This window comes from Ruegeria sp. AH7 (genome assembly GCF_056541325.1).
The window spans coordinates 233,493-253,032 of sequence record NZ_JBQFYF010000004.1 but is presented as its reverse complement, the minus strand read 5'-3'; the positions used below and the strand labels follow the sequence as shown (position 1 = coordinate 253,032).

The following is a 19,540-nucleotide window of genomic DNA, read 5'->3' as shown; positions in this document are numbered from 1 at the left end:
CCTCCCCACGTTGGGTGAAAGAAAGGGAGAAGTCCGTGACCCAACTGACGTTTTATAACCTTGGCAATGCTGATTGTTGCCGAATTGATTTCCGCGATGACGGTCGCATGCTCATCGATTACGCCGACACGAAAGACCGTTCTGACAAGAACGATAACCGTTCGGATCTTCCGAAGCTGTTGTGGGAAGATCTTGATGATTTGGAGACGGACACGTACCGCGTTGTCGCGTTTTCGCACCTGGACTCCGACCACATTCAGGGAGCATCCGACTTCTTCTATTTTGATCACGCCGCCAAGTACCAAAAGGGCAAGCGGGCCAAAATAGAAACTATGTGGGTTCCGGCAGCGGCGATCACCGAAGAGGGAGTGGAAGGCGATGCCTACGCCATCCGCGCTGAAGCGCGACACCGCCTAAAGAAAGGTAAAGGGATCATCGTATTCTCGCGTCCAGAACGTTTGAAGGACTGGTTGGAGGATAACGGTTTGACGATCAAGGATCGAGAGAACTGTATCGTCGACGCAGGCAAGTTGGTGCCAGGTTTCACCTTAAAGGGCGACCACGTCGAGTTTTTCGCGCACTCACCGCACGCCTACCGCAGCGATGAAAACACAGTTGAGGATCGCAATGGCGACTCTCTGGTGTTTCAGGCACGATTTGAAGAAGGTGGCGAGCATACCGACGTTTTGTTTACTGCAGATGTCGACTCAGATGATCTCGGGGAAATCGTTGATATAACGCGTCACTATAAGAACGATGACCGGCTACACTGGAATGTTTACGCTCTTCCGCACCACTGTTCTTTCAAGGCCATAAATGTCGAGAACAAGGGAACAGACAAGACCAAACCGACAGATCAGATTAAGTGGTTGTGTGAAGAACAGGGTGAGGAACGCGGATACATCGTTTCGACAAGCAAGCCGATTCCGGCAAAGGGTTCGAAGGAAGACAAGGATAAGCAGCCACCTCACCGACAGGCAGCGAATTACTACAAAGAAGACGTTGTTGAGAAAGATCGTTTTCTGGTGACAATGGAGCGACCGAATGCACTGAATCCCAAACCGATAGTCATCACGATCGGGTCAACTGGGGCGGTCTTCAAATCGTCGGGTGCAGCGGCTGTCGCTGCGACAGCGGCCACCACAGCGCCGCGCGCGGGGCGCGCTTAGTGGCATCGAAGTTTTTCGATCACATAAACAAGCCGATCTCGCCGGACACGCTTCAAAGCGCGTCGGCAAGACGAATGTATGCGCTTATTGCTTCCGGTCGATTGGACGATGTGCGGCTTGTCGATTGCCTGTCGAATGAGGCAGGAGATCATGAAGCGATCGTCGTCGAGATAGTCGTCCCGTTAGGGCAGAAAAAAACCGTTGCCAACATACATACGGTTGAACCCGTTGCGATAACCTTTCGACCACAAATGAGTGTGCCAACGGCGTATCCGCTGCGAGAAGACTTTCCGACCAACGTTCCACATGTGAACGTGGCTCCGGCCGGATTTCCCAGATCCCTGTGCCTGTCCGAGCAACCACATGAAGACCAACTTCGAAGCTACACCGCCGCAGGATTTCTTTCTCAAGTCCGATGGTGGCTTGAGAAGACCGCCTACGGCAAGTTGCACGGTGAAGAGCAACCGCTTGATCCGATGTTCCATCTGTCGCCGGTCGATGTCATCGCATCCGATCGTTTAAACGATGCGGATTACGTCATGGGTGTTCGGCTCAGTTCTCATGAAGATGCGCCACTGCTTCTGGCTCCGCTATCGGAAAGGGAATACGCCCAAGCCATAGGTCAAGATGGCTTGATGACCCCGCTGCTAGTCATCACAGATTCAGTTGCCCACGGACAGCTCAATTGGTTGCCGTTGAGCCTCGCCGAGTTGGTTAAAGTCTACGATGAAGTAGGCGCAGACATTCTGCCTACACTCAAAAGCGCCGTGAAAGCCTTGGTGTCAAAGCCACAGAAGGCTGCGCTGTTGGCACAGCCTACGGTCTTAATTGTTGAAACCGAGATCAAGTCATCGGACGGGCGCAGCCGAACTCAAAAGAAGGCATTTGTCACTAGTACGTCGGCTAGTGAGATCGGGGAAGCATTGGGTGTTCTGGCTAAAGAGGGTGGCGTTTGGGCAACGCTCATTCAGTCGCAGGACGTGGCGACTGACGCCTTAAAGGACATCGGGATTGCCTCGGCAGATCTCCATCCACATTTTTCGCGCAGTCTTGCCTCTGCAGCATCAGGGTATGGCGATGCAGATGAGAATACCATTGTATTGGCTGGTGCAGGCGCTGTCGGATCTCATTTTGCGATGAACTTGGCACGCGGTGGCATTGGAACTTGGCACATTGTCGACGATGATTTCCTGCTTCCTCACAATCAGGCGCGATATGCATTGGAACCAGACAACATCGGCAGCGCTAAATGCGATGCCTTGTGTCTGGTGATCAGACGCCTTTTTGAAAGATCTGATGCAGCGCACGCCCATCTCTCTCGCATTGATGCTGACAATCGACCGGAAGCGCTAAAATCTGCACTCCACGCGGCGAGCGCGTTGATCGACGCAACGGCATCAGTGCCTGCGGCAAGACATTTAGCTTTCGACAGCGACATCGCTGGCTCCGTTAGCTCAATCTTCCTAAATCCAGCGGGCACCGACGGAGTTGTACTGAACGAAAGTTCAGATCGCTCTGTTAAAATCGACTGTGTGGAGATGCATTACTACTGGCTGATCAGCTCTGACGACAGGTTTGCCAATCACCTGGCGAATGCAGGGCAACCTCTGCCTGTTGGGGGTTGCCGGTCACCAAGTGTCCTAGTCCCCGAAACTCAAGTATCCCTGCTGTCGGGGCTCATGGCTGGACGATGGCTGAAGGATCGTGGCAGTGAAATGGCGTCGGTGTCGTTCTGGCAAGGTGCTGAAACGTTTGAAGGTGTAAGCTACACCAAAGCCGAGGTGCCCGGCTTCACGGATGTGTCTGTTGGCGACTGGACAGTGAAGATCTCTGGTGAGCTAGTCCAACAGGCAAATGCTCTGAAAAGTAAGGCTGCACCAAAGGAAACAGGGGGCATCATTGCCGGCACTTGGGATCGACTGCGGAATGTCATCTATCTGGTCGGAATCTACGATGCCCCTCCTGACAGCGTTCACTCGGAAACTGGCTTCGAACGAGGTTCTGTTGGAGTCTTCAAGACTATTTCGGAGCTTGAGCAATCCACGCTGGGCAATCTTACATATGTGGGAGAGTGGCACAGTCACCCTCCGGGCTCGAAAAGCGCACCAAGTTCCGACGACAAGACACTTCTTCGGTGGATTGGCGATATCCTCTCTGACGTGGAAGCGCCCGCGACCATGTTGATTTTTGGAGAAGACGGTTGTCGCATCGTCTTGAAAGAGGGCGACGAAGAGAAGCAAGCTCTGATACATTGAGCATCGGTAAGGTGCATAATTCGGCAAAATTTCAGCCATGGTTCAAGACGGTCGTTTACTAGCTGGGTCCCCTAGGTCGATTTCGTCCGCAAAGCAAAGACTTGCAAATCCGCTGAGTAGTCCAGCATTGCAAGCACTAAGAGTGGACGTCTCAAAACAGATCCTGGGACAAAGGCAGAAAAGCCCGTTCCCTAGACAATTACGTGTCTTTCAATCTCGCGCTTGCGGCGAAATTCCGGGTTAGCGGGCCGCATTGAAGCATTTCCAGCCAAGGACTAACAGCAGGTTTGGGCCGCGATCGGCATGACCTAGGTCTAATTGAGGTAAAATGCTGCGCTGCTTCCAAGGTTCGGAACGAGCCCAACTTTGCTGAGGCTGCAACTCGCGCGAATAGCTAGCCTACCGACCATTGAGCATACGCCGCGGTTGCCCCAATGGCGGCTTGTAGTGTTTTGCTCGCTCCGATGAAGTGAGCGCCCCCACAAACCAACGCTCTGTACTTCACACTGAGAGACTGACACCACTTGCTTCACAAGCCACTCGGCGGCCCCCACAAACCAACCAAATGATCAACGACTGTCGGAGCAGACGCTCTCACCCACTCAGTGCCACCGGCGCCGTAAGGCTGAAACAGGGATCTCGCCATATCCTCTTGTTTCATCGCTTCTTTGACAGAACCAAACTCCCACGCTGCCGCACGTTTCAACGGCTCAGTCATGTCGGTATTGCGGCTCAGACGCTTCTCTAAGTCCCGCGCGTGCCCGATCTTGCATACATCTGGCTGGCTTTCACGGTAATGTACATAAACGAAGCAGATCGGGTCTGGTTCGACAAAGTGCCCAGCCGCAGTTTCTTCAAACAGTTCGAGCAGACTTCTGACCGTTCCTTTCTGCCTTTTTTCTACGCGCTCGGTTTCAAGAGCAATACGACATGCTTGAACAAGGGCAGCACTACGACCTTTGGTCAGTTTGAGATGTGGTACGCCGTCAATAATAGCGACCGACTCTTTCACGCGGGCCATTTACCCTTTCTCCTTTGTTCAGGTACGTATCGGCAAAAGGGTAGTATTTTTTGCTACCTGCGCAAAGTCGAACAATCTTGAGCTTCTTGCATTCCTGTTGATCACTTGGGAGGCCGCCAGATACCATGAGCGGGCATCGCCGAATTCCGCCAGAAGGCAGCAACGCGCAGGAAGCAGACCCCGTGGTGGATTCGTCGACCGGCAGCTCGGTCCGCGTAGCCGTCGTGTGCCAAGGTCATGATCAAGCAAGCGCAGCGAATGGCAGAAATGTAGACTGCGGCTGCAGCATCTAGACTATGTGCCGAAGGTCCGGTTTGGGCCGTTCGTGCTGCCTGGGCACTCCTCGATCACGGTGATGCTGCGAAACCTCCGGGGTCAGCTCCGAACCCATTTCCACAAATGCTGCGGACTGCACCGATGTCGGCTTAAACGATCAGTCATCCTTTGGATGCAATGCGGATGCACAGATCGCTTCGAGGAAACCTAGGTACTCACGGAATGCCGTAGTCCCACTTTCAGATAGGCAATAGACAGTATGTGGTCGCCCTTCTACGACCATTCGGCTGTGCAGATATCCGACCACGCTAAGCTTCTTCAGATGGGCATCCAGATTGCCGTCTGTTATCGAAAGAGAAGCCTTCAACTGTGAGAAACTTGGCTCTCCAAGATAGAGAAGCAAACAAAGACGGGTCCTGACGGGTTGATGAAAAATGGGATCCAGTACGGAAGGAAATGCTTTCATCACATTGCACGACGCCGGAGCTGTGCGGTGTCCCTATCCCATGTCCATGTCGTATAGGCATCTGCAACTTTAACACCGCCCAGCCAAATATCGCGCGGCATGAGGCCAAAAGCGCTTTGCGTACCACTGAGGACCCTCGACCCCACCTCAGTGAGGTTTAAACTTTGCCTGTTGAACTCAGCGAGCTTTTCACGCGAGAAAGACGGATAGCGGAATGGGTATGGCACGCATGCGGCAAGCCCAGCGGCGCACAAATCATCCAGTATGTGATAGGTTGTCCAATCTCCGATATACAGCGCCGTTTCCAGATCCATATTTTGTAAAAACAACTGTTGCGGTCTATGAATTCCGTCGGCAATCAGGCTAAGCAATTGATTTTCTGTTCTGGTCAGCCCCGTTGAGGCATCTGGGAATTCCTCAAGATGACGGCGCAGCGCTGCTGACAAAAATGGGAGTTCATCAAGGTCGCCGTCAACAAAAGTCAACAAGTCCCGGGGATCGCCAGACCGAAATGCAGCCCAACCGGACGCCGCCAGCGTCAGCATACTAGTTGTCACCGGTTGCCTCAGACCTGTCAGCGACGCCATTTCTTCGGGGGATAGTTGGCCGATCCCTCTGAAACCCGGCCTTCCCGGAAATCTATCGACACAAATTATTTCGAGGATCGTGTCGTTAGCGCGCGCGCCCGAGAACCAATCGAGAATTTGCAGAATCTGAAGTTGATCTAGGAGGTCATGTTCAAACCACAGAGTGATACTGTCGTAACCTTCTGATGCTCTCAGATGTCGATCCCTCAACTCAAAATCTCTCTCAATTTCTGCCGGATCTCCATCTGGACCGGCAAGATGGGCCGCACGAACCTTGCTCAGTTCTGAAAGTGACGCTTGGGGCGGAAAGGGGCCATGGAACATCGGATCACGCCACGGAAGAACGTCTCCGGCAACAGCACTTTGCTTGATGATGTTCGCTGCACCATCGCCATTCGTGATGTTAAGAGCTTTCATTTTGATCGACCCTAAGGTTCATCAGCAACTCTGTATCACAGAGCAACTCTGAAATACAGAGTAAAAATCGAGCTCTTCTGGAAGGCTGTCGGGTCGCGTGCTTTATGTGGAAATACAGACCTTGGGGCTAGTGCAGCGAATTTACGCTTGGTCCGCGGTCTGTGAGTTCGAGCATCGATCAATTTTGCACATCCAGCGAGTGTCGGGATTGACCGGCAGCGCCGCAGCATCAGAGGTGGCTGGCGAGTGACCGCAATGGGCCGTCCTAGATCGAGCAGACAATTTTTAGACTCACATGTTGCGATCAATCTGACGGCAGCGGCGAGCCCTTAGCTGCCGTTCATCCGCCTCCAGCATTCTGCGGTGCGACCCGCCGAAGCCGCCGCAAGCAGCATTCGCGAAACCTGAAAGGGCCGAGAGGTCTGCACTGCGAGACAAAATGAGCTTTCACTGCTTCCGCGCCAATGTCAGCTTCACCCATCCGCGAGCCAATACCTCAACTCGGATGAAACAATCGCGCTTCTCCCGCATAGACCTGTTTCCATCTGATGATCGAATACGATTTGCAATCTAGTTTCTCCATCTGATTTGCCAGGAACTGCAACGGTGACATTGGGATTCTCAAACCTTGACTTACGCTTGCTATTGATCGAGCTCTCTTGAGAGTTGAGCTTCAGGAAATGGGACATTTTGTGTCTGAGTAGTCTCGAAGAAAGGGCGTTGGCGATCGTAACCGTTAGACCGCCAACGCCTTTTAACGCCTCAGCTGGACCTTCAAACCTCGTAAGATTGAGAGCTGGAAACCTCCATCGATTTCAATCGGCACAGCGCAACTGGGCCCGTTGCTTCGCGGCATTCCAGAAAGGCAGAATTGATCACCGTTCAGCGCCCAAGAAATTCTTCGAGACATTGATCTAACCTGAATGTGTCCTGTTCCGTCTGGATTGAATGTCATCATCATCGAATTACCGTCAGGCATGGTCGCGGTCCAAGGCTGACCATTCGTGAGGGTGTCAATGGGATCGTTGGCTATTGCGGGCGTTGCAAGAACGAGACCAACCAAAATCGCCACGATGGGTGCACTTGTCATTGTTTCTTACCTCGAGAGGTTTCAGGGTTTAGGCTTCAGATCTGAGGATTATGGAATCATCAGCATTGCAGCGTAGAGGCCAGAGGCTAAAGCGACCAAAAGCAAGACCGCGATGACAACAGCCGTGCCCGAGCTCAGTGTATCAGGCTTCTCTGTTTCATATCGTTTTGTCATCTTCGATTACGTGGCAATTGTAAGGACACTACCAATCCGCTTGGTTTGTTACCAAACAGTTGGAGATATCCGCCCTGCCGCTCCATGCATTCCCTCGCGATTGCTAACCCAAGTCCAAAACCGCCTACGTGACCGTCTGAGCCAGCATCTATGAGCGCAAGGCGATTAAACGGCTGTTGAACGATTCCTCTTAGTTCAAGGGCTATTCCCGGCCCTTCGTCCACAACATTGATTTCCACAAAGTTCTCCTTGTTGCCGTCACCCAGATTGATGATCGCACCACCAGCATATTTGACGGCGTTACCAACGATATTATTCATCGCCCTCAGCGTGAGGGGAATATCGCAAATTGCATCGATTTGTGTCTGACAGCGGAGTTCAACCTTCGCGCCTTGATCGCAAAAATCATCAACAATAGTTTGGCAGAGGCTGTTCAGGTTCGTCGGATAAAGTTCGACATACTTACTTTCACTTCGCAGAAAATTAAGGGCATCATCGATAAGTGTTTCAAGTGCAGAAATATCTCGTTGAACCCCCAAAAGTTGATCACCTAATTCTACGTTTTCTAACCGAAGTTTGAGCCTTGTTAACGGCGTTCGCATGTCATGACCAATAGACGCAAGGGTCTGACCGCGCTCTTCGATCAACCGATTAAGCTTCGATTGCATCTTATTGAATGCGACAATTGTGGAGCGCACTTCTCTTGGTCCATCTAGCACAAGCGGAGAAGAATGAGCGTCAAGTCCAAAACTGTCAGCACCGCGCCCTAACCGTTCTATTGGTTTGACAATCGCGGTACCGGCCCAGATCGCAAGAAAAGCAAGCGGAACGCCAAGAAGAACTACCATTAGCGTTGAAGCGACCAGTGGCAGCGCGCGAGCAAGTGCGTCCGGGCTTGGATAATACCAGAGCCTGGTCCCGTCCGCCAACTCAGCATTTAACGCGAAAGGATGAACGTTTGGTACCGGCCATTTCACCGTTTCTGGCAAAAGACGAGCTTCCACGCGCCCTCGCCACGGGGTGGGCAACACGTCTTCAATCAAGTCGCTCAAGGCGGTCGAGACTATTAACTCAAACTCACCTATCGGCGCATTTCCCAGTTCGAAGCGCCGATCGTTGGTAGTCAATTGAGCGATCGCCTCAGAAGTCGAAACTGTTTTCGGATCTAATACGGCCAGAACGCTCAAGAATGCGTCAGATAGATCTATCTGTAGCTGATTTTTATTCTCACCACCGGAAATTATACCTGAAGATACGATCAATACCGTAATCGCATGGGCAACCAACTGCGAAAAAATCAGTAAGAAAAAGACTTGTAGGCGTATGCTGGTTCGCATCATGAACCATCGGAAATAACCTTTGAAACCGGAAATCACAGTTCTTGAACCTCCACTTCGGCTGTGAAGACATAACCTTCACCTCGTACGGTTTTGATAATTTCAGTATTTCTTTGGTTGCGCTGAAGTTTTCTTCGAATACGGCTAACGAGAGTATCTATGCTGCGATCGTATGGCTCTACGACCCTGTTTTGAGCGAGACGAACTATCGTGTCGCGCCCCATGGTTTTCCCAGCACTCCGGCACAGTACACTCAAGACATCGAACTCGCCACTTGTGAAGAAAACCGCAATCCCGGATGGATCTGCCACAGTTCGCGTTCTTGAATTGAGCGTCCAAGCATCGAATTTGTACAGTCGATGGACGATTTCGGTCTCATTAGAACGAGATCTTCGTAGAACAGCCTCCACACGAGCGACAAGCTCACCTGTGTGAAAAGGCTTCGTAACGTAGTCATCAGCTCCCCGAGTAAGCCCCTGAACGCGTTGGTCAGGTTCGGCCAAGGCCGTCAGCATAATTACAGGAACGTTGTGACGTTGCCGAATTCGTTCTAGGATCTTGAAACCGCTTTCGCCCGGCAGCATGACATCCAGAATGACGACGTCGGGAATGCTGACGGAGAACTCTGCTAGCACCGTCTTGCGGTCGCGAGCAACACCAGTAGAGAAGCCATGCTTAATAAAAGCCTTTTCCACAAATGTTGCAATTTCGCCGTCGTCTTCGACGATTAAGATGTGCAGTTTGCGCTTCGAGTCATTTTCCATAGATACCCAGGGACGTTGCCATTCTCATGTCGTCAAAACTATAGACGTTCGACTCGACCTCATTTGTTACGTTTTTTGTCTGTTCATGTAGACCTGCTAGCTAGGGAAAAATCAGGTCTGAGTTTCTTCAGATGCTGTTCTCAAAAGCGTGGCTGCGGCAAAGCAAATGGTCGTTGGTCCCCTCGTATTTACCCTCTAGCACTACGACTTCAAAGGCCTCATCCCGATGGAACGTAGGCCAATCATGCATTTACACTCAAACTGGACCACTTGGATGGGGCTGATCACTGGCTTTCACAATCAGACTGAACCCAGGTTAAGTTCAATCTGAGCGTTTTTACATATGGTTGAATGCAAAACGGCAGCAAATCCGCGCGCCTTTCTAAAACCTCTTGCGCATCGGGCCCGTCACAAACTTCGAAATCTAGGAGCCAAACATGTCACAACTAGACTATCTCAAATGTCTGGTAGAAGAATTTGGATGCAAGGTAACAGACGAGGAATGGAGTCGCGTCGGCGAACATGGTGTGGAGCGGCAAGTCAAGGCGCGCGCACCGATCTACGACGATGTGACCGTTACCGATCGCGTTTTTCTCATTTCATCGGGTATTGCTGCCTCTTTCTTCAACCATGAAAATGGTCGCGTTACTTTGACGCGATTCTTTGAGCCCGGTCACATCGCGACAAATGTCGACAGCATTTTAACAGGTAACTACGGCAGTGAGGAAGTTATTGCAGTGACAGATGTTGCGGGACTCGATTTTCCATTTGAGTTCTTTTTTCACGAGTATTCATTCGGACAAGAGTTTGGTAGGTTTATCCGATTGCATTTCGTCCAAACTCTACAATTTGATAAAGATCTCTTGGTTTGCCAAAACTTGAACTTCCCGGAGGCGCGTCTAAAATTTCTCCAGACACACCATTCCTCCGTGATGGAGCATGCACTTAAGAGAGACATCGCTGCTTTCCTCGGCATCACGCCTCAAGCCTACAGCCGGATACAGAGAAGACAGAGGCCAGCTAACCAAGCTTTTGCCAACGATGCTGCGGCTACTATGGGCGCAGAGCAAGCCGACAAGAAGCCAGCCGGATAGTGGTCACGCGACACTTGCGCTTTCATGCGGTTGGGAACCTATTGCTGGATTCACATAAATAGTTCGGTTTTTTCAACACCACACTGACTAATGAACTGAGATCTGATTCCTATTCGATATCGTACTCTCATTTGCGAATCTTTTGCTTTAGGACCAGAGAGCAACGTCCAAGTAGGAAACGGTAATGACCCAACTAGAGTATCTTGAAAGCCAGATGATAGAACTTGGTTGCAAGCCAACCCGGTCAGAGTGGCATCGAATCTGTGAAAATGCATCCGAACGAAGGTTTAGAGCGCGCGGCCCAATTTACGATGATGTGAGCAGTGCAGAACGAATTCTTCTCGTTTCGAGTGGGATAGCCGCCTCAAGCTTTATCCACGAGGACGGTCAGGTAAGCCTGACGCGATTCTTTGAAACAGGACATGTTGCGACAAGTGTCGACTGTGCGTTTACCCACAAGTATGGGAGAGACAGGGTTTTTGCCGTTAGCGAGGTTGAGGGGGTGGAGTTTCCATCACAGTTCGCTCTCAAGGAATATTCTACTTCTGGTGACGCGTTTGGCAGGTACATTCGTTTGAAGATCATCGAAACTCTGGAGTTCGAAAAAGATCTTTTGAATTGCAGAAGTCTAAACAGCTCGAAGACGGGCATTAAGTTCCTCGAAACACGCTATAAGTCTGCAATGAAACATGCACTGAAGAAAGATGTTGCGTCGTTCCTCGGAATCACACCACAAGCCTACAGCAGACTTCGAAAAAGGTATTTGGCCATCTGAGCACGCGTTGTTCCGGCACACGATTTCCCAACTTTTAAATCTAGATGGGAAAAAAAGCGTGGCGGACGGTATAGCGGTTGGTTGCGAGAAACCTCGCGAAAGTTGTCAACCGGTGTGGTCAAATGCATCCTGTGAGTTTCAACGAAGATCTGTGCGCACACGCCAGCCCCGGCCCAAAGCGACTTGCAGGCTGGACCATTCAGTAGCCGCGGCTCGAACTTCAGAGGCCAGCGAAAGTCGCTGAGAGGTGGTGGTGCGTTCCGCGTCGAGAAGTTCAAACAACGACGACTGCCCAGCCTCAAAATTCGCCCGATTGAGGTCCAAACTCAGGTCGCTGGCGGTGACTGCCCGGCGCAAGAACTCAATTTGAAGTTGGGACCTGACGAGCGCAGCTGCGTTTTTCTCTACATCTTCTACCGCTGATCGAACAGCCGTGCGCCAAGCGAGCTCGGCTTCTTCCACCGCGGCGATCTGTGCGTCGCGTTGTGCTATCAAGGCGCCCTGCCCAAAAACTGGCAGCGAAAGCGTTGGTCCGAAAGACCATGTGTCCGTATCCGATACAGTCAAGTTTCCCGACAGAGTTAGCGAGGGCAGCAGGTTGGCTTCTTGCACGCCAAGGTCCGCGACTTCGGCAGCATAGCCCCGTTCCGCAGAGCGTATGGAAGGTAGGCTGCGAAGCAAATCCGCAGGCACACCCAGGCTGGAAACCCTGGGCGCAAGAGGTTGAGCAGCGCCTTGCTGCAATCTGCTCAAAAGCGGCGCGGGCTCGGCATCAAGAAGTGTTGCAATGGCGAACACCGATGTTTCAAAGTCAGAGATATATCCTTCGAGATCAGCTTGAGCCGAGAACAAATCGGCTTCTGATTGTGCAACATCGAGTTCCGAGGAGGATCCTGCCGTACGTTTGCTGCGTACGAGGTCCAACGTGCTCTGGCGACTCGCGACAGTTTTTCGCGTGAGCTCCGCGGCTTCCTGCGCGAAACGCGCGTCGATATAGCCCCCTACGATCGACAGCGTGAATGCCAAACGGGCATCGCCGAGGTCGAAGCCGGCCTGTTCAAGATTGGCCACAGCTTGTTCCCGTTCACGCCGGATACCTCCAAAGAGGTCGATCACAAAAGATCCCGAAAGATCGGTGCTGCTGTTTGTGGTGGTCGGGACTCCGTCACCCCCTGTGCGAAGATTGTCATTGGACAGGTTTCCCGAGAGCTGTGCGTTTACCCCGGTTCCACGCAGACCAGCCTCTGCCTGTGCGATACGCGCGAGGCTGGTGCGAATGTCGAGGTTGCTTGAAAGTCCCGTTGCTATGAGGTCGTTCAATATGGGATCGTTGAATTCGCGCCACCACATTTGGGTTTCCGGGGATGTCAAACTCTCGGTCTGACCGGCAACAAAAGAAGAGGAAAGTTCAACCTGTGGGGGTGTGAAGTCCGGACCAACTGCTGTGCAGGCCGACACAAAGACCGTGGCACAGATCGTTACAAGCGTCAGGGATTTCATGAAATGGCCTTGTCAAATGGCACCCCGGCGTTTTGCCCCAACCACCTGTCCAGATTGGCGAAGTCAAAGTAGATCGACATGACCGCAGGAAAAACCAGGATCACGAGAAACACGGATGACAAAACTCCGAACGCCACAGAAACAACCACAGGAACGATCGTGGCGATGGATGGTGACGTCTCAAAGACGACAGGCAGCAGGCCGATGAAGGTGGTAAACGAAGACAGCACGACCGGCCGGAACCTTGCGCGTACCGCCTCAACCGCGGCTTTCGCATAGTGCGTTTCGACCGCGTGTTTTTCAAAGAACGTAACGAAGAGGATTGCGTTGTTGACCACCACGCCGGATAGCGAGGCAAACCCGATCAGCGATGGCATTGATATATCCATGCCCAACGCGAAGTGTCCGAGGACCACACCGATCAGCGCGAACGGTATCGAGATGAGTATAAAGAGTGGCAGAACATAGCTTCTGAACTGGAAGGCAAGGACGATGTAGACCAGCACCAGCCCGATCGCGAATGCTGACAGGATCGACGCTTGCGTTTCGGCTTGTTCATCCGCTGCCCCGCCGATAGTGACGACCACATCGGGATAGAGCGCTGCGATCTCAGGCGCATATTCGTCTGTAATGATTGTACTGATACCGTTGGCGGTTTGAACGGCGCGATCAAGTTCACCAACAATACGGGCCCTTGCGCGATTGTTTTCTCGGGTGATCTGCGCGAAAGACGCGCTCTCTACAATGGTGGCAACACGCAGAAGCGGCACCTGCGCGCCATCGCTTAGCGTAATTGGAAAGGCCTCGAGATCACCCAATGTCGAGGCCACATCCGTTTGTTCGACTTTGATACCATAAACCGTTTCTCCTTCGCTGAAGCTATCGGTCTCGGTGCCCGAAAAGGACGTTCTAAGCTGCCCGGCCAAAGCGTCAGATGTAAGACCCAACGAGCGCCCGAAAGCGTTCAACTTTAGTTCGATTTCGGTTTGCCCGAATGTGAAGTCAGAATAGACAGACCTTACGTCATCTCGTGCCGCAAGTCTGTCCAAGAGAATTGCAGACGCCGCATGCAACTGATCCAAATCTTGAGAAAAGAGTGAGGTTTCAATGTCGCTGCCGCCCGGCGAAGCACTTGAGGTGGTGAAGTTGAGCTGCGAAACGTCAGGTATTGCACCGGCTTCCTCGCGCCAGGCTGCGAGCAGCACCGCCGAAGACACGTTGCGTTCATCGCTGCTGAGCAAATCCACCGTCACGGTCGCGGTGTGCGGTCCGTTGTTGCTGACATCGGCGTTCCGGCCATATTCAACCAGTATGCGCTCAACCAAAGGCGCACCGGCTTCGGTGTCAGGCGCAAGTTCCGCATCGAGGCGCTCAACTGCGGCGACAATTTTCGATGTTGCCGCTTGCGTATGCGTAACCTGCAAGCCCGGTGTCAGTGCCACGCGAGCAACGATTGTATCAGCCTCTGTCTCGGGAAATCCCACCACGCGCACCGTGCCCGAAGTGATCAGTCCGACAGTCAGGACGAGCACCGCAAAGACACAGCCCAGTGACAAGTAACGCCACCGGGTCAAAATCGTGGTCAGTGGCACAACGCCATGTTCGTTGAAGTATTCCAGCATACGCGAAACAAGTCGCTTTTTCTGCTCTCTCGGATTGGCGCCGGAATGCGAAAGGTGATTTGGCAGGATAAGGAATGCCTCTATCAGAGACGCGGTCAAAGTGATCAGCAGTACGATCGGCACAACCTGGAGGACGGCACCAATTTCGCCGCTCAGAAACATCAGCGGCCCGAATACTCCAGCCGTCGTAAGAAACGACGATATGACGCCGGACATCACCTCCTGCGTGCCCTTTATCGCGGCGTCTTGCGGTGGAAGTTCTGCCCGCCACTTGTCGATGTTCTCCGCAATGACGATGCTGTCGTCCATGATAATGCCGATGGACATGAGCAGCGCCAGCAGTGACATCATGTTGATCGTGACACCCACGGCGTTCATCGCAAAGAGCCCCAACAGAAAGGAAAACGGCAGGGCGAGCGAAATCCAAAACGCTTCTCGAAACGAAAAGAACAGGCACATCGTGACGAAGACGAGCACGAGCGACTGCACTGCATTTTCAACCACTAGCGTGATTTGATCCGAGATTGTCTGTGTCGAGTTGTTGATGATCGAAAGGCGAAGGTTTCCGCCATGGCGAGCGTTCACATCGCCGACAAATTCGTTCACCGCGGTAAAGGCATCCAGCGCATCGTCGGCTTTGGCTTTACTCAAAGCGATGATAGCCACCGCGTCGCCGTTAAGCTCTGATCGGTCATCGGGATCGGCAAGGGACAAGGAAACCGCTGCAATATCCGACAACCGGACGAGGCCGCCGTCGCTGGTTTCCACAATTGCAAGCGTGTTCAATTCGGGAACGCTGCGCCGCACGTCGTCCAGCCTCAGACTAAAATTCATCCCGGCGGTTTCGACCGTTCCAAGGGGGCTCGCAATCGACCTTGCGGAAATCGCGTCCGCAACGTCTTTCGGCGAAAGTCCATAGCGTCTGAGCGCGGTTTCGTCGATGCGTATCAGGTATTCCAAAGTTGAGATGCCACGGACGGTAGCACTTGCCACGCCGGGCAACGACGCAAGCTCTGCCGAAAGAGTGTCGGCATAAAGTACGAGCGCTTCATCCGAAGCAAGGCCGCCCACGGCTACCAAGGCAATCTGTTCGGTGCGTGCTGCGATGGCCACAGCGGGCTCTTCTGCGTCGGCCGGGAAATCCTGAACCGCGGACACTTCAGAAAAAATATCGTTGAAAAACTGTGCTATGTCTCCGCTTTCAATCATCGACAAAGTCGCAACGGCAGACCCGGATACCGATTGACATGACAGCTCATCAAGGTCGGTGATGGCTTGCAGGGTGTCATCGAGAACCAGACAGATCTCTTCGTCAACATCCTCAGCGGTTGAACCGGGATAGGCGACAGTGACCGAAACCTGCGAAGACGAGAACTCCGGGAACGACTCCCGTTCCATGCCGCTGAAGGTCATAAGGCCCAAAAACAACCCGGCCAGCAAGATAAGATTTGCAGCGACCGGATGCCGCGCAAAAAACGCAATCATTGGTCTGCCCCGTCCTCAAATGGATCCAAAAGCAAGCCAATTGTTGCAGGCACGGGATTTGATAGGACAAGCCTTGTCCCAGCAGCCATGCCGGCACGAACGTGCACCATGTCACCAAAGGTTTGGCCTAACTCGACATTCAGGCGCACAAGCCTGTCATCCAACCCTACGCCATAGACATAAGCCTGCTGGCCCTCGAACCTTACCGCCCTTTCCGGAGCTAACAGCACATTCTGGAGCAGTGGGCCCGTTAAAGTGACTTCAACGAAGCCGCCGTTCAACAAAGGGGGACGTCCTGACGCCGGATCTGGGAAAGCGGCCCCTTCTATGCGGACGGCAATTCCGATGGCGCCTGTAACTTCATCGATCTGGTCGGTTATGCGTGCGAGTTTTGCGGGCCAGGTAATCGCCATCCCATCCGCGAAGCTTGCCACGACTTCTGCTGTCAGTACGTCTCCAAAAACCGATTGAAAGTTTACGTTTACAGGTTCTAGCCCGGGCAAACCAACAATCTCCGCGACATTGACCGAGCCAACCAGTCGCGCAAGATCAGTGGGCTGGAAGGCGGCTTCGACCTCGGATGCGCTCACGTCTTCAATTGTGACAAGCACATCGCCTACGCGCGCATATTCGAGTGCGCTTGCCCCCCGTTCAATGACACGACCGGTAAAGGGCGCCTTGACCTCGGTCCGCTCCAGGTCGCGCTGGGCGCTTTCGAGATCTGCCTCAGCCTTCGCCAGTGAAGCCTCCGCCGAAAGCGTATCCGGATCAACAAGCGCAAGTGTTGCTTCGAGAGACGTCACCGTTGATTGTTGCGAAAGGTAAGACTGGTTGGCGCTGTCAAGCTCGGTTGTGGCAATAGCGCCTTGGTCGACCAGCCCTTGTAAGCGATCCCTTTCCGCTTTCGAGATTTCAAGAATTTCTCTCTCAATTTCAAGGGACGCCTCTGTGTTCTCACCGTTTACACGAACATCTTCCAAATCCGCCTCAGCGCGCAGAATGTCGGCTTCGGCCAGAGCGACTGCAATCTGATAATCTCTTGGGTCAATCTCAAAAAGAACGTCACCTTCCCGAACCAAGGCACCAACGCGCAGGTCGTCGTCATAGCGCGTCAAGCGCCCTTCCACTTCAGCTATGCCTGACCAAGAACGTGTCGCCTCCACGCGGCCAAAGCCCGTTATTCTGGCCGAAACGGACGTAGGTTGTATTGCTCTAACGCGAACAGGGACTGGTATCTCGGCATTGGAGGAAGCGGCACCGTCCGTCTGATCGGTCATCAACGAAACAACGAATATTGCAAAGACAACAGGAACCAGAAAAATCGACTTGATCAAGACTGAGCGCAAGGCTTTGACCCAACCCTATTTGGAGTATTCTCATTGTGAGACCGGCAGACAACTTCGCCCCACACTGCCGCCCAGTTTAAAATAAATTCTAAGGATGAAAGTTAACCAAGGTTCAGTGGCGTGGCGTTTTCTTCGATTAAGGTCGACATGGGAAAACCAAATTGAAACATTGGTATGGCACGGATCACAAAACCTCTGGTATTCACACTACTTATCGCTGTCGCAGCACTCTCGATCCTTGCCATCTACCGGCTAACGGCCACGCAGCCGCATTTTCAAGATATTGCGTATGCCAAGGAAAGCAGCAGAAATACGCTTGACGTCTATCTCTCCGAAACAACTGCCGAGCCGCAGCCAGTTGTTATCTTGGTTCATGGTGGCGGCTTCCGGTCAGGTGATAAGGCAAGACCAGGCCACTTAAACGATTTTCTCGCAACCGGCTTCGCAGTCGCGGCAATCAACTATCGGCTTTCTGGCGAAGCAAAGTGGCCTGCGCAATTGGCAGATGTAACTCGCGCTGTGCGGTTTCTACATGACAACGCAACAGACTTCGGGATCGACCCGGATCGGATCGCGCTTTTTGGACAATCCGCCGGCGGTCACCTGACCGCGACGTCTACGTTTGAGCTTGCGGCTCAAAGAGCAGGCATCGTGCGCGCGGCCGTGGTTTGGTTCGGCCCAGTCGACTTCAACACGATGGATGACGACATGGCCGCTTCCGGGCAAGGATCAAGCAACACGGATGGTCCGGGCTCTCCGGAGTCGGGACTCATTGGCGCTCCAGTGGGCGAAAATCCGGAGTTGGCGCGGTCCGCCAGTCCACTTACCTTTCTTGAGGCTTTGCCGGATGACGCCCGATTGCCACCCATCCTGATCATGCATGGAGCGAAAGACCCCCTTATCTCAGCACTACAGTCCGTTCGGCTGCATGATGCCATCGCAACGCATCCGTCAAATGGTGGTGTCAGGCTTGAGATCCTCGCTGAAGGGACGCATGGTGGCGGTGAGTTCAATGACCCTGCAACAATCCAGGCGGTCATAGAGTTTCTCGCGGGTGAGTTGGACTCGGATACGTGATGGCCGCATCTGACCAAACATGTCCGTTCGACACGCCAACGAACGCTACCAACAGGCTAACGACGTCTGGTCCATTTGATCGCCGGAAGTTCCTGCTTGGTGCCGCAACTTTGTCCGTAACGGGATGTGCGAGAGACGCCGACTTCGAAATCTCGGGGGTAGGTCCAAGCATGCCTACGCGAAAGGTACTTGTTGCCTCAAATCGCGTCGAGCCGACGTCCGAACAATACCGCATCGGTCGTGGTGACGACGTGCGGTTCTCGATGCTGGAGCTGAGCACACCGAAGAACCGACCTTTTGGAGAATTGCCAGCATCCGAAGGAAACAATTTCGAGCTTGTTTCAGAAATACGGATTCCCGAAAGACAGCTTAGAGCGACTTTGCGAGAGATTGTTCCTGACGCTGCCGAACGGGACGACCCGCTCATGCTCTGGGTTCATGGCTTTAACAATACACCAGCCGAGGCAATCACAAGACAAGTGCAGGTTGTCCAAGACGTCGGGCACGTAGGTCCTGCCGTATCTTTTGTTTGGCCGTCAGCGGGTCGAGGCACTGCATACATCCATGACCGGGATAGCGCCATCCATGCAAGGACCACACTAGCGGACGTATTGAAGGCGCTTCGTCAGGCATGGAACAAGGATATCATCCTCGTCGCGCATTCCTTAGGAGTATTTTTGGCGTTAGAGGCGCTGATCAAATTGAGAGGTGAGATTGGCGACGCTCTTGTGATTGATGGCTTATTGATGGTTCAACCGGATGTTGCTCCTGACGTCTTCGAAAGCCAGATCATGGATGCGCAGCCTTTGCCTTCCAACTCTGTGCTCATCATATCCCAAGGTGATCGGGTGCTAAGGCTATCGGCCTTCTTATCGTCACAGCGTGAGAGGGTTGGCTCTTCGCGCGATGCTGATCGATATCGAGCGCTTGGCCTGACGGTTTTGGACTTTACGTCGATCGAAGACGCTGGGAACTCCCATATTGTTCCGTTCTCGTCCCCGACTGTCTTGGGGCTTCTTGGGGATGCCCTATCGACTGGGTTAAGGAATCCTTCGGCGCCACCTCTCCCACCCCCATCGTGAATG

The 19,540-nt window shown here is 52.9% G+C and carries 14 protein-coding genes; 6 read left to right on the top strand and 8 right to left on the bottom strand.

The features are described from left to right. The first annotated feature begins 35 nt into the window (after positions 1–35). Entirely contained in the window at positions 36–1,169 is a 1,134-nt protein-coding gene (locus ACR0JX_RS11690; protein ID WP_480543975.1) for a ComEC/Rec2 family competence protein, read from the top strand. Then, complete coding sequence (locus tag ACR0JX_RS11685; RefSeq protein WP_480543974.1) at positions 1,169–3,424, top strand: ThiF family adenylyltransferase; 2,256 nt, start codon at positions 1,169–1,171, stop codon at positions 3,422–3,424. The genes ACR0JX_RS11690 and ACR0JX_RS11685 overlap by 1 nt, the downstream gene beginning before the upstream one ends. A gap of 529 nt (positions 3,425–3,953) precedes the next feature. Here the strand turns inward: ACR0JX_RS11685 and ACR0JX_RS11680 are convergent. From ACR0JX_RS11680 to ACR0JX_RS11660, 5 genes are all read right to left on the bottom strand, one after another. Next, entirely contained in the window at positions 3,954–4,445 is a 492-nt protein-coding gene (locus tag ACR0JX_RS11680; protein ID WP_480543973.1) for a GIY-YIG nuclease family protein, read from the bottom strand. A 433-nt stretch (positions 4,446–4,878) separates the two neighbouring features. After that, positions 4,879–5,187 (bottom strand): transcriptional regulator, encoded by a 309-nt coding sequence (locus ACR0JX_RS11675; protein WP_480543972.1) that lies wholly within the window; start codon positions 5,185–5,187, stop codon positions 4,879–4,881. After that, positions 5,187–6,191 carry a hypothetical protein gene (locus ACR0JX_RS11670; protein ID WP_480543971.1) on the bottom strand — a complete coding sequence of 335 codons (1,005 nt, stop codon included), beginning with the start codon at positions 6,189–6,191 and terminating at the stop codon, positions 5,187–5,189. The genes ACR0JX_RS11675 and ACR0JX_RS11670 overlap by 1 nt, the downstream gene beginning before the upstream one ends. A 1,260-nt stretch (positions 6,192–7,451) precedes the next feature. Further along, positions 7,452–8,831: a sensor histidine kinase gene (locus ACR0JX_RS11665; RefSeq protein ID WP_480543970.1), complete on the bottom strand. Its 1,380-nt coding sequence runs from the start codon at positions 8,829–8,831 to the stop codon at positions 7,452–7,454. Further along, a complete protein-coding gene (locus ACR0JX_RS11660) occupies positions 8,828–9,556 on the bottom strand; it encodes a response regulator transcription factor (protein WP_480543969.1) in 729 nt (242 codons plus the stop codon). The genes ACR0JX_RS11665 and ACR0JX_RS11660 overlap by 4 nt, the downstream gene beginning before the upstream one ends. Positions 9,557–9,993: 437 nt before the next feature. Between ACR0JX_RS11660 and ACR0JX_RS11655 the strand changes: the two genes are divergently transcribed. Then, entirely contained in the window at positions 9,994–10,650 is a 657-nt protein-coding gene (locus ACR0JX_RS11655) for a Crp/Fnr family transcriptional regulator (RefSeq protein WP_480543968.1), read from the top strand. 184 nt (positions 10,651–10,834) lie between these two features. Then, the gene (locus tag ACR0JX_RS11650; protein ID WP_480543967.1) at positions 10,835–11,425 is read left to right on the top strand and encodes a Crp/Fnr family transcriptional regulator; all 591 of its coding nucleotides are present in this window, start codon (positions 10,835–10,837) and stop codon (positions 11,423–11,425) included. Between the two features lie 138 nt (positions 11,426–11,563). Here the strand turns inward: ACR0JX_RS11650 and ACR0JX_RS11645 are convergent, their stop codons facing one another. From ACR0JX_RS11645 to ACR0JX_RS11635, 3 genes are read right to left on the bottom strand one after another with little or no spacing between them, the layout of a single operon-like run. Continuing rightward, positions 11,564–12,925 carry an efflux transporter outer membrane subunit gene (locus tag ACR0JX_RS11645; RefSeq protein WP_480543966.1) on the bottom strand — a complete coding sequence of 454 codons (1,362 nt, stop codon included), beginning with the start codon at positions 12,923–12,925 and terminating at the stop codon, positions 11,564–11,566. Then, positions 12,922–16,032 carry an efflux RND transporter permease subunit gene (locus ACR0JX_RS11640; protein WP_480543965.1) on the bottom strand — a complete coding sequence of 1,037 codons (3,111 nt, stop codon included), beginning with the start codon at positions 16,030–16,032 and terminating at the stop codon, positions 12,922–12,924. The genes ACR0JX_RS11645 and ACR0JX_RS11640 overlap by 4 nt, the downstream gene beginning before the upstream one ends. Further along, positions 16,029–17,147: an efflux RND transporter periplasmic adaptor subunit gene (locus ACR0JX_RS11635; RefSeq protein ID WP_480543964.1), complete on the bottom strand. Its 1,119-nt coding sequence runs from the start codon at positions 17,145–17,147 to the stop codon at positions 16,029–16,031. Before ACR0JX_RS11635 ends, ACR0JX_RS11640 begins: the two co-directional genes overlap by 4 nt. Before the next feature lie 405 nt (positions 17,148–17,552). Between ACR0JX_RS11635 and ACR0JX_RS11630 the strand changes: the two genes are divergently transcribed. Next, a complete protein-coding gene (locus ACR0JX_RS11630; RefSeq protein ID WP_480543963.1) occupies positions 17,553–18,455 on the top strand; it encodes an alpha/beta hydrolase fold domain-containing protein in 903 nt (300 codons plus the stop codon). Continuing rightward, the gene (locus tag ACR0JX_RS11625) at positions 18,455–19,537 is read left to right on the top strand and encodes an alpha/beta hydrolase (protein WP_480543962.1); all 1,083 of its coding nucleotides are present in this window, start codon (positions 18,455–18,457) and stop codon (positions 19,535–19,537) included. Before ACR0JX_RS11630 ends, ACR0JX_RS11625 begins: the two co-directional genes overlap by 1 nt. Positions 19,538–19,540 lie beyond the last annotated feature (3 nt).

Coding starts and splice junctions, on each gene's coding strand:
- ACR0JX_RS11680 (WP_480543973.1), bottom strand. CDS start 4,445: ATGGCCCGCGTGAAAGAGTCGGTCGCTATTATTGACGGCGTACCACAT.
- ACR0JX_RS11675 (WP_480543972.1), bottom strand. CDS start 5,187: ATGAAAGCATTTCCTTCCGTACTGGATCCCATTTTTCATCAACCCGTC.
- ACR0JX_RS11670 (WP_480543971.1), bottom strand. CDS start 6,191: ATGAAAGCTCTTAACATCACGAATGGCGATGGTGCAGCGAACATCATC.
- ACR0JX_RS11660 (WP_480543969.1), bottom strand. CDS start 9,556: ATGGAAAATGACTCGAAGCGCAAACTGCACATCTTAATCGTCGAAGAC.
- ACR0JX_RS11655 (WP_480543968.1), top strand. CDS start 9,994: ATGTCACAACTAGACTATCTCAAATGTCTGGTAGAAGAATTTGGATGC.
- ACR0JX_RS11650 (WP_480543967.1), top strand. CDS start 10,835: ATGACCCAACTAGAGTATCTTGAAAGCCAGATGATAGAACTTGGTTGC.
- ACR0JX_RS11645 (WP_480543966.1), bottom strand. CDS start 12,925: ATGAAATCCCTGACGCTTGTAACGATCTGTGCCACGGTCTTTGTGTCG.
- ACR0JX_RS11640 (WP_480543965.1), bottom strand. CDS start 16,032: ATGATTGCGTTTTTTGCGCGGCATCCGGTCGCTGCAAATCTTATCTTG.
- ACR0JX_RS11630 (WP_480543963.1), top strand. CDS start 17,553: ATGGCACGGATCACAAAACCTCTGGTATTCACACTACTTATCGCTGTC.
- ACR0JX_RS11625 (WP_480543962.1), top strand. CDS start 18,455: ATGGCCGCATCTGACCAAACATGTCCGTTCGACACGCCAACGAACGCT.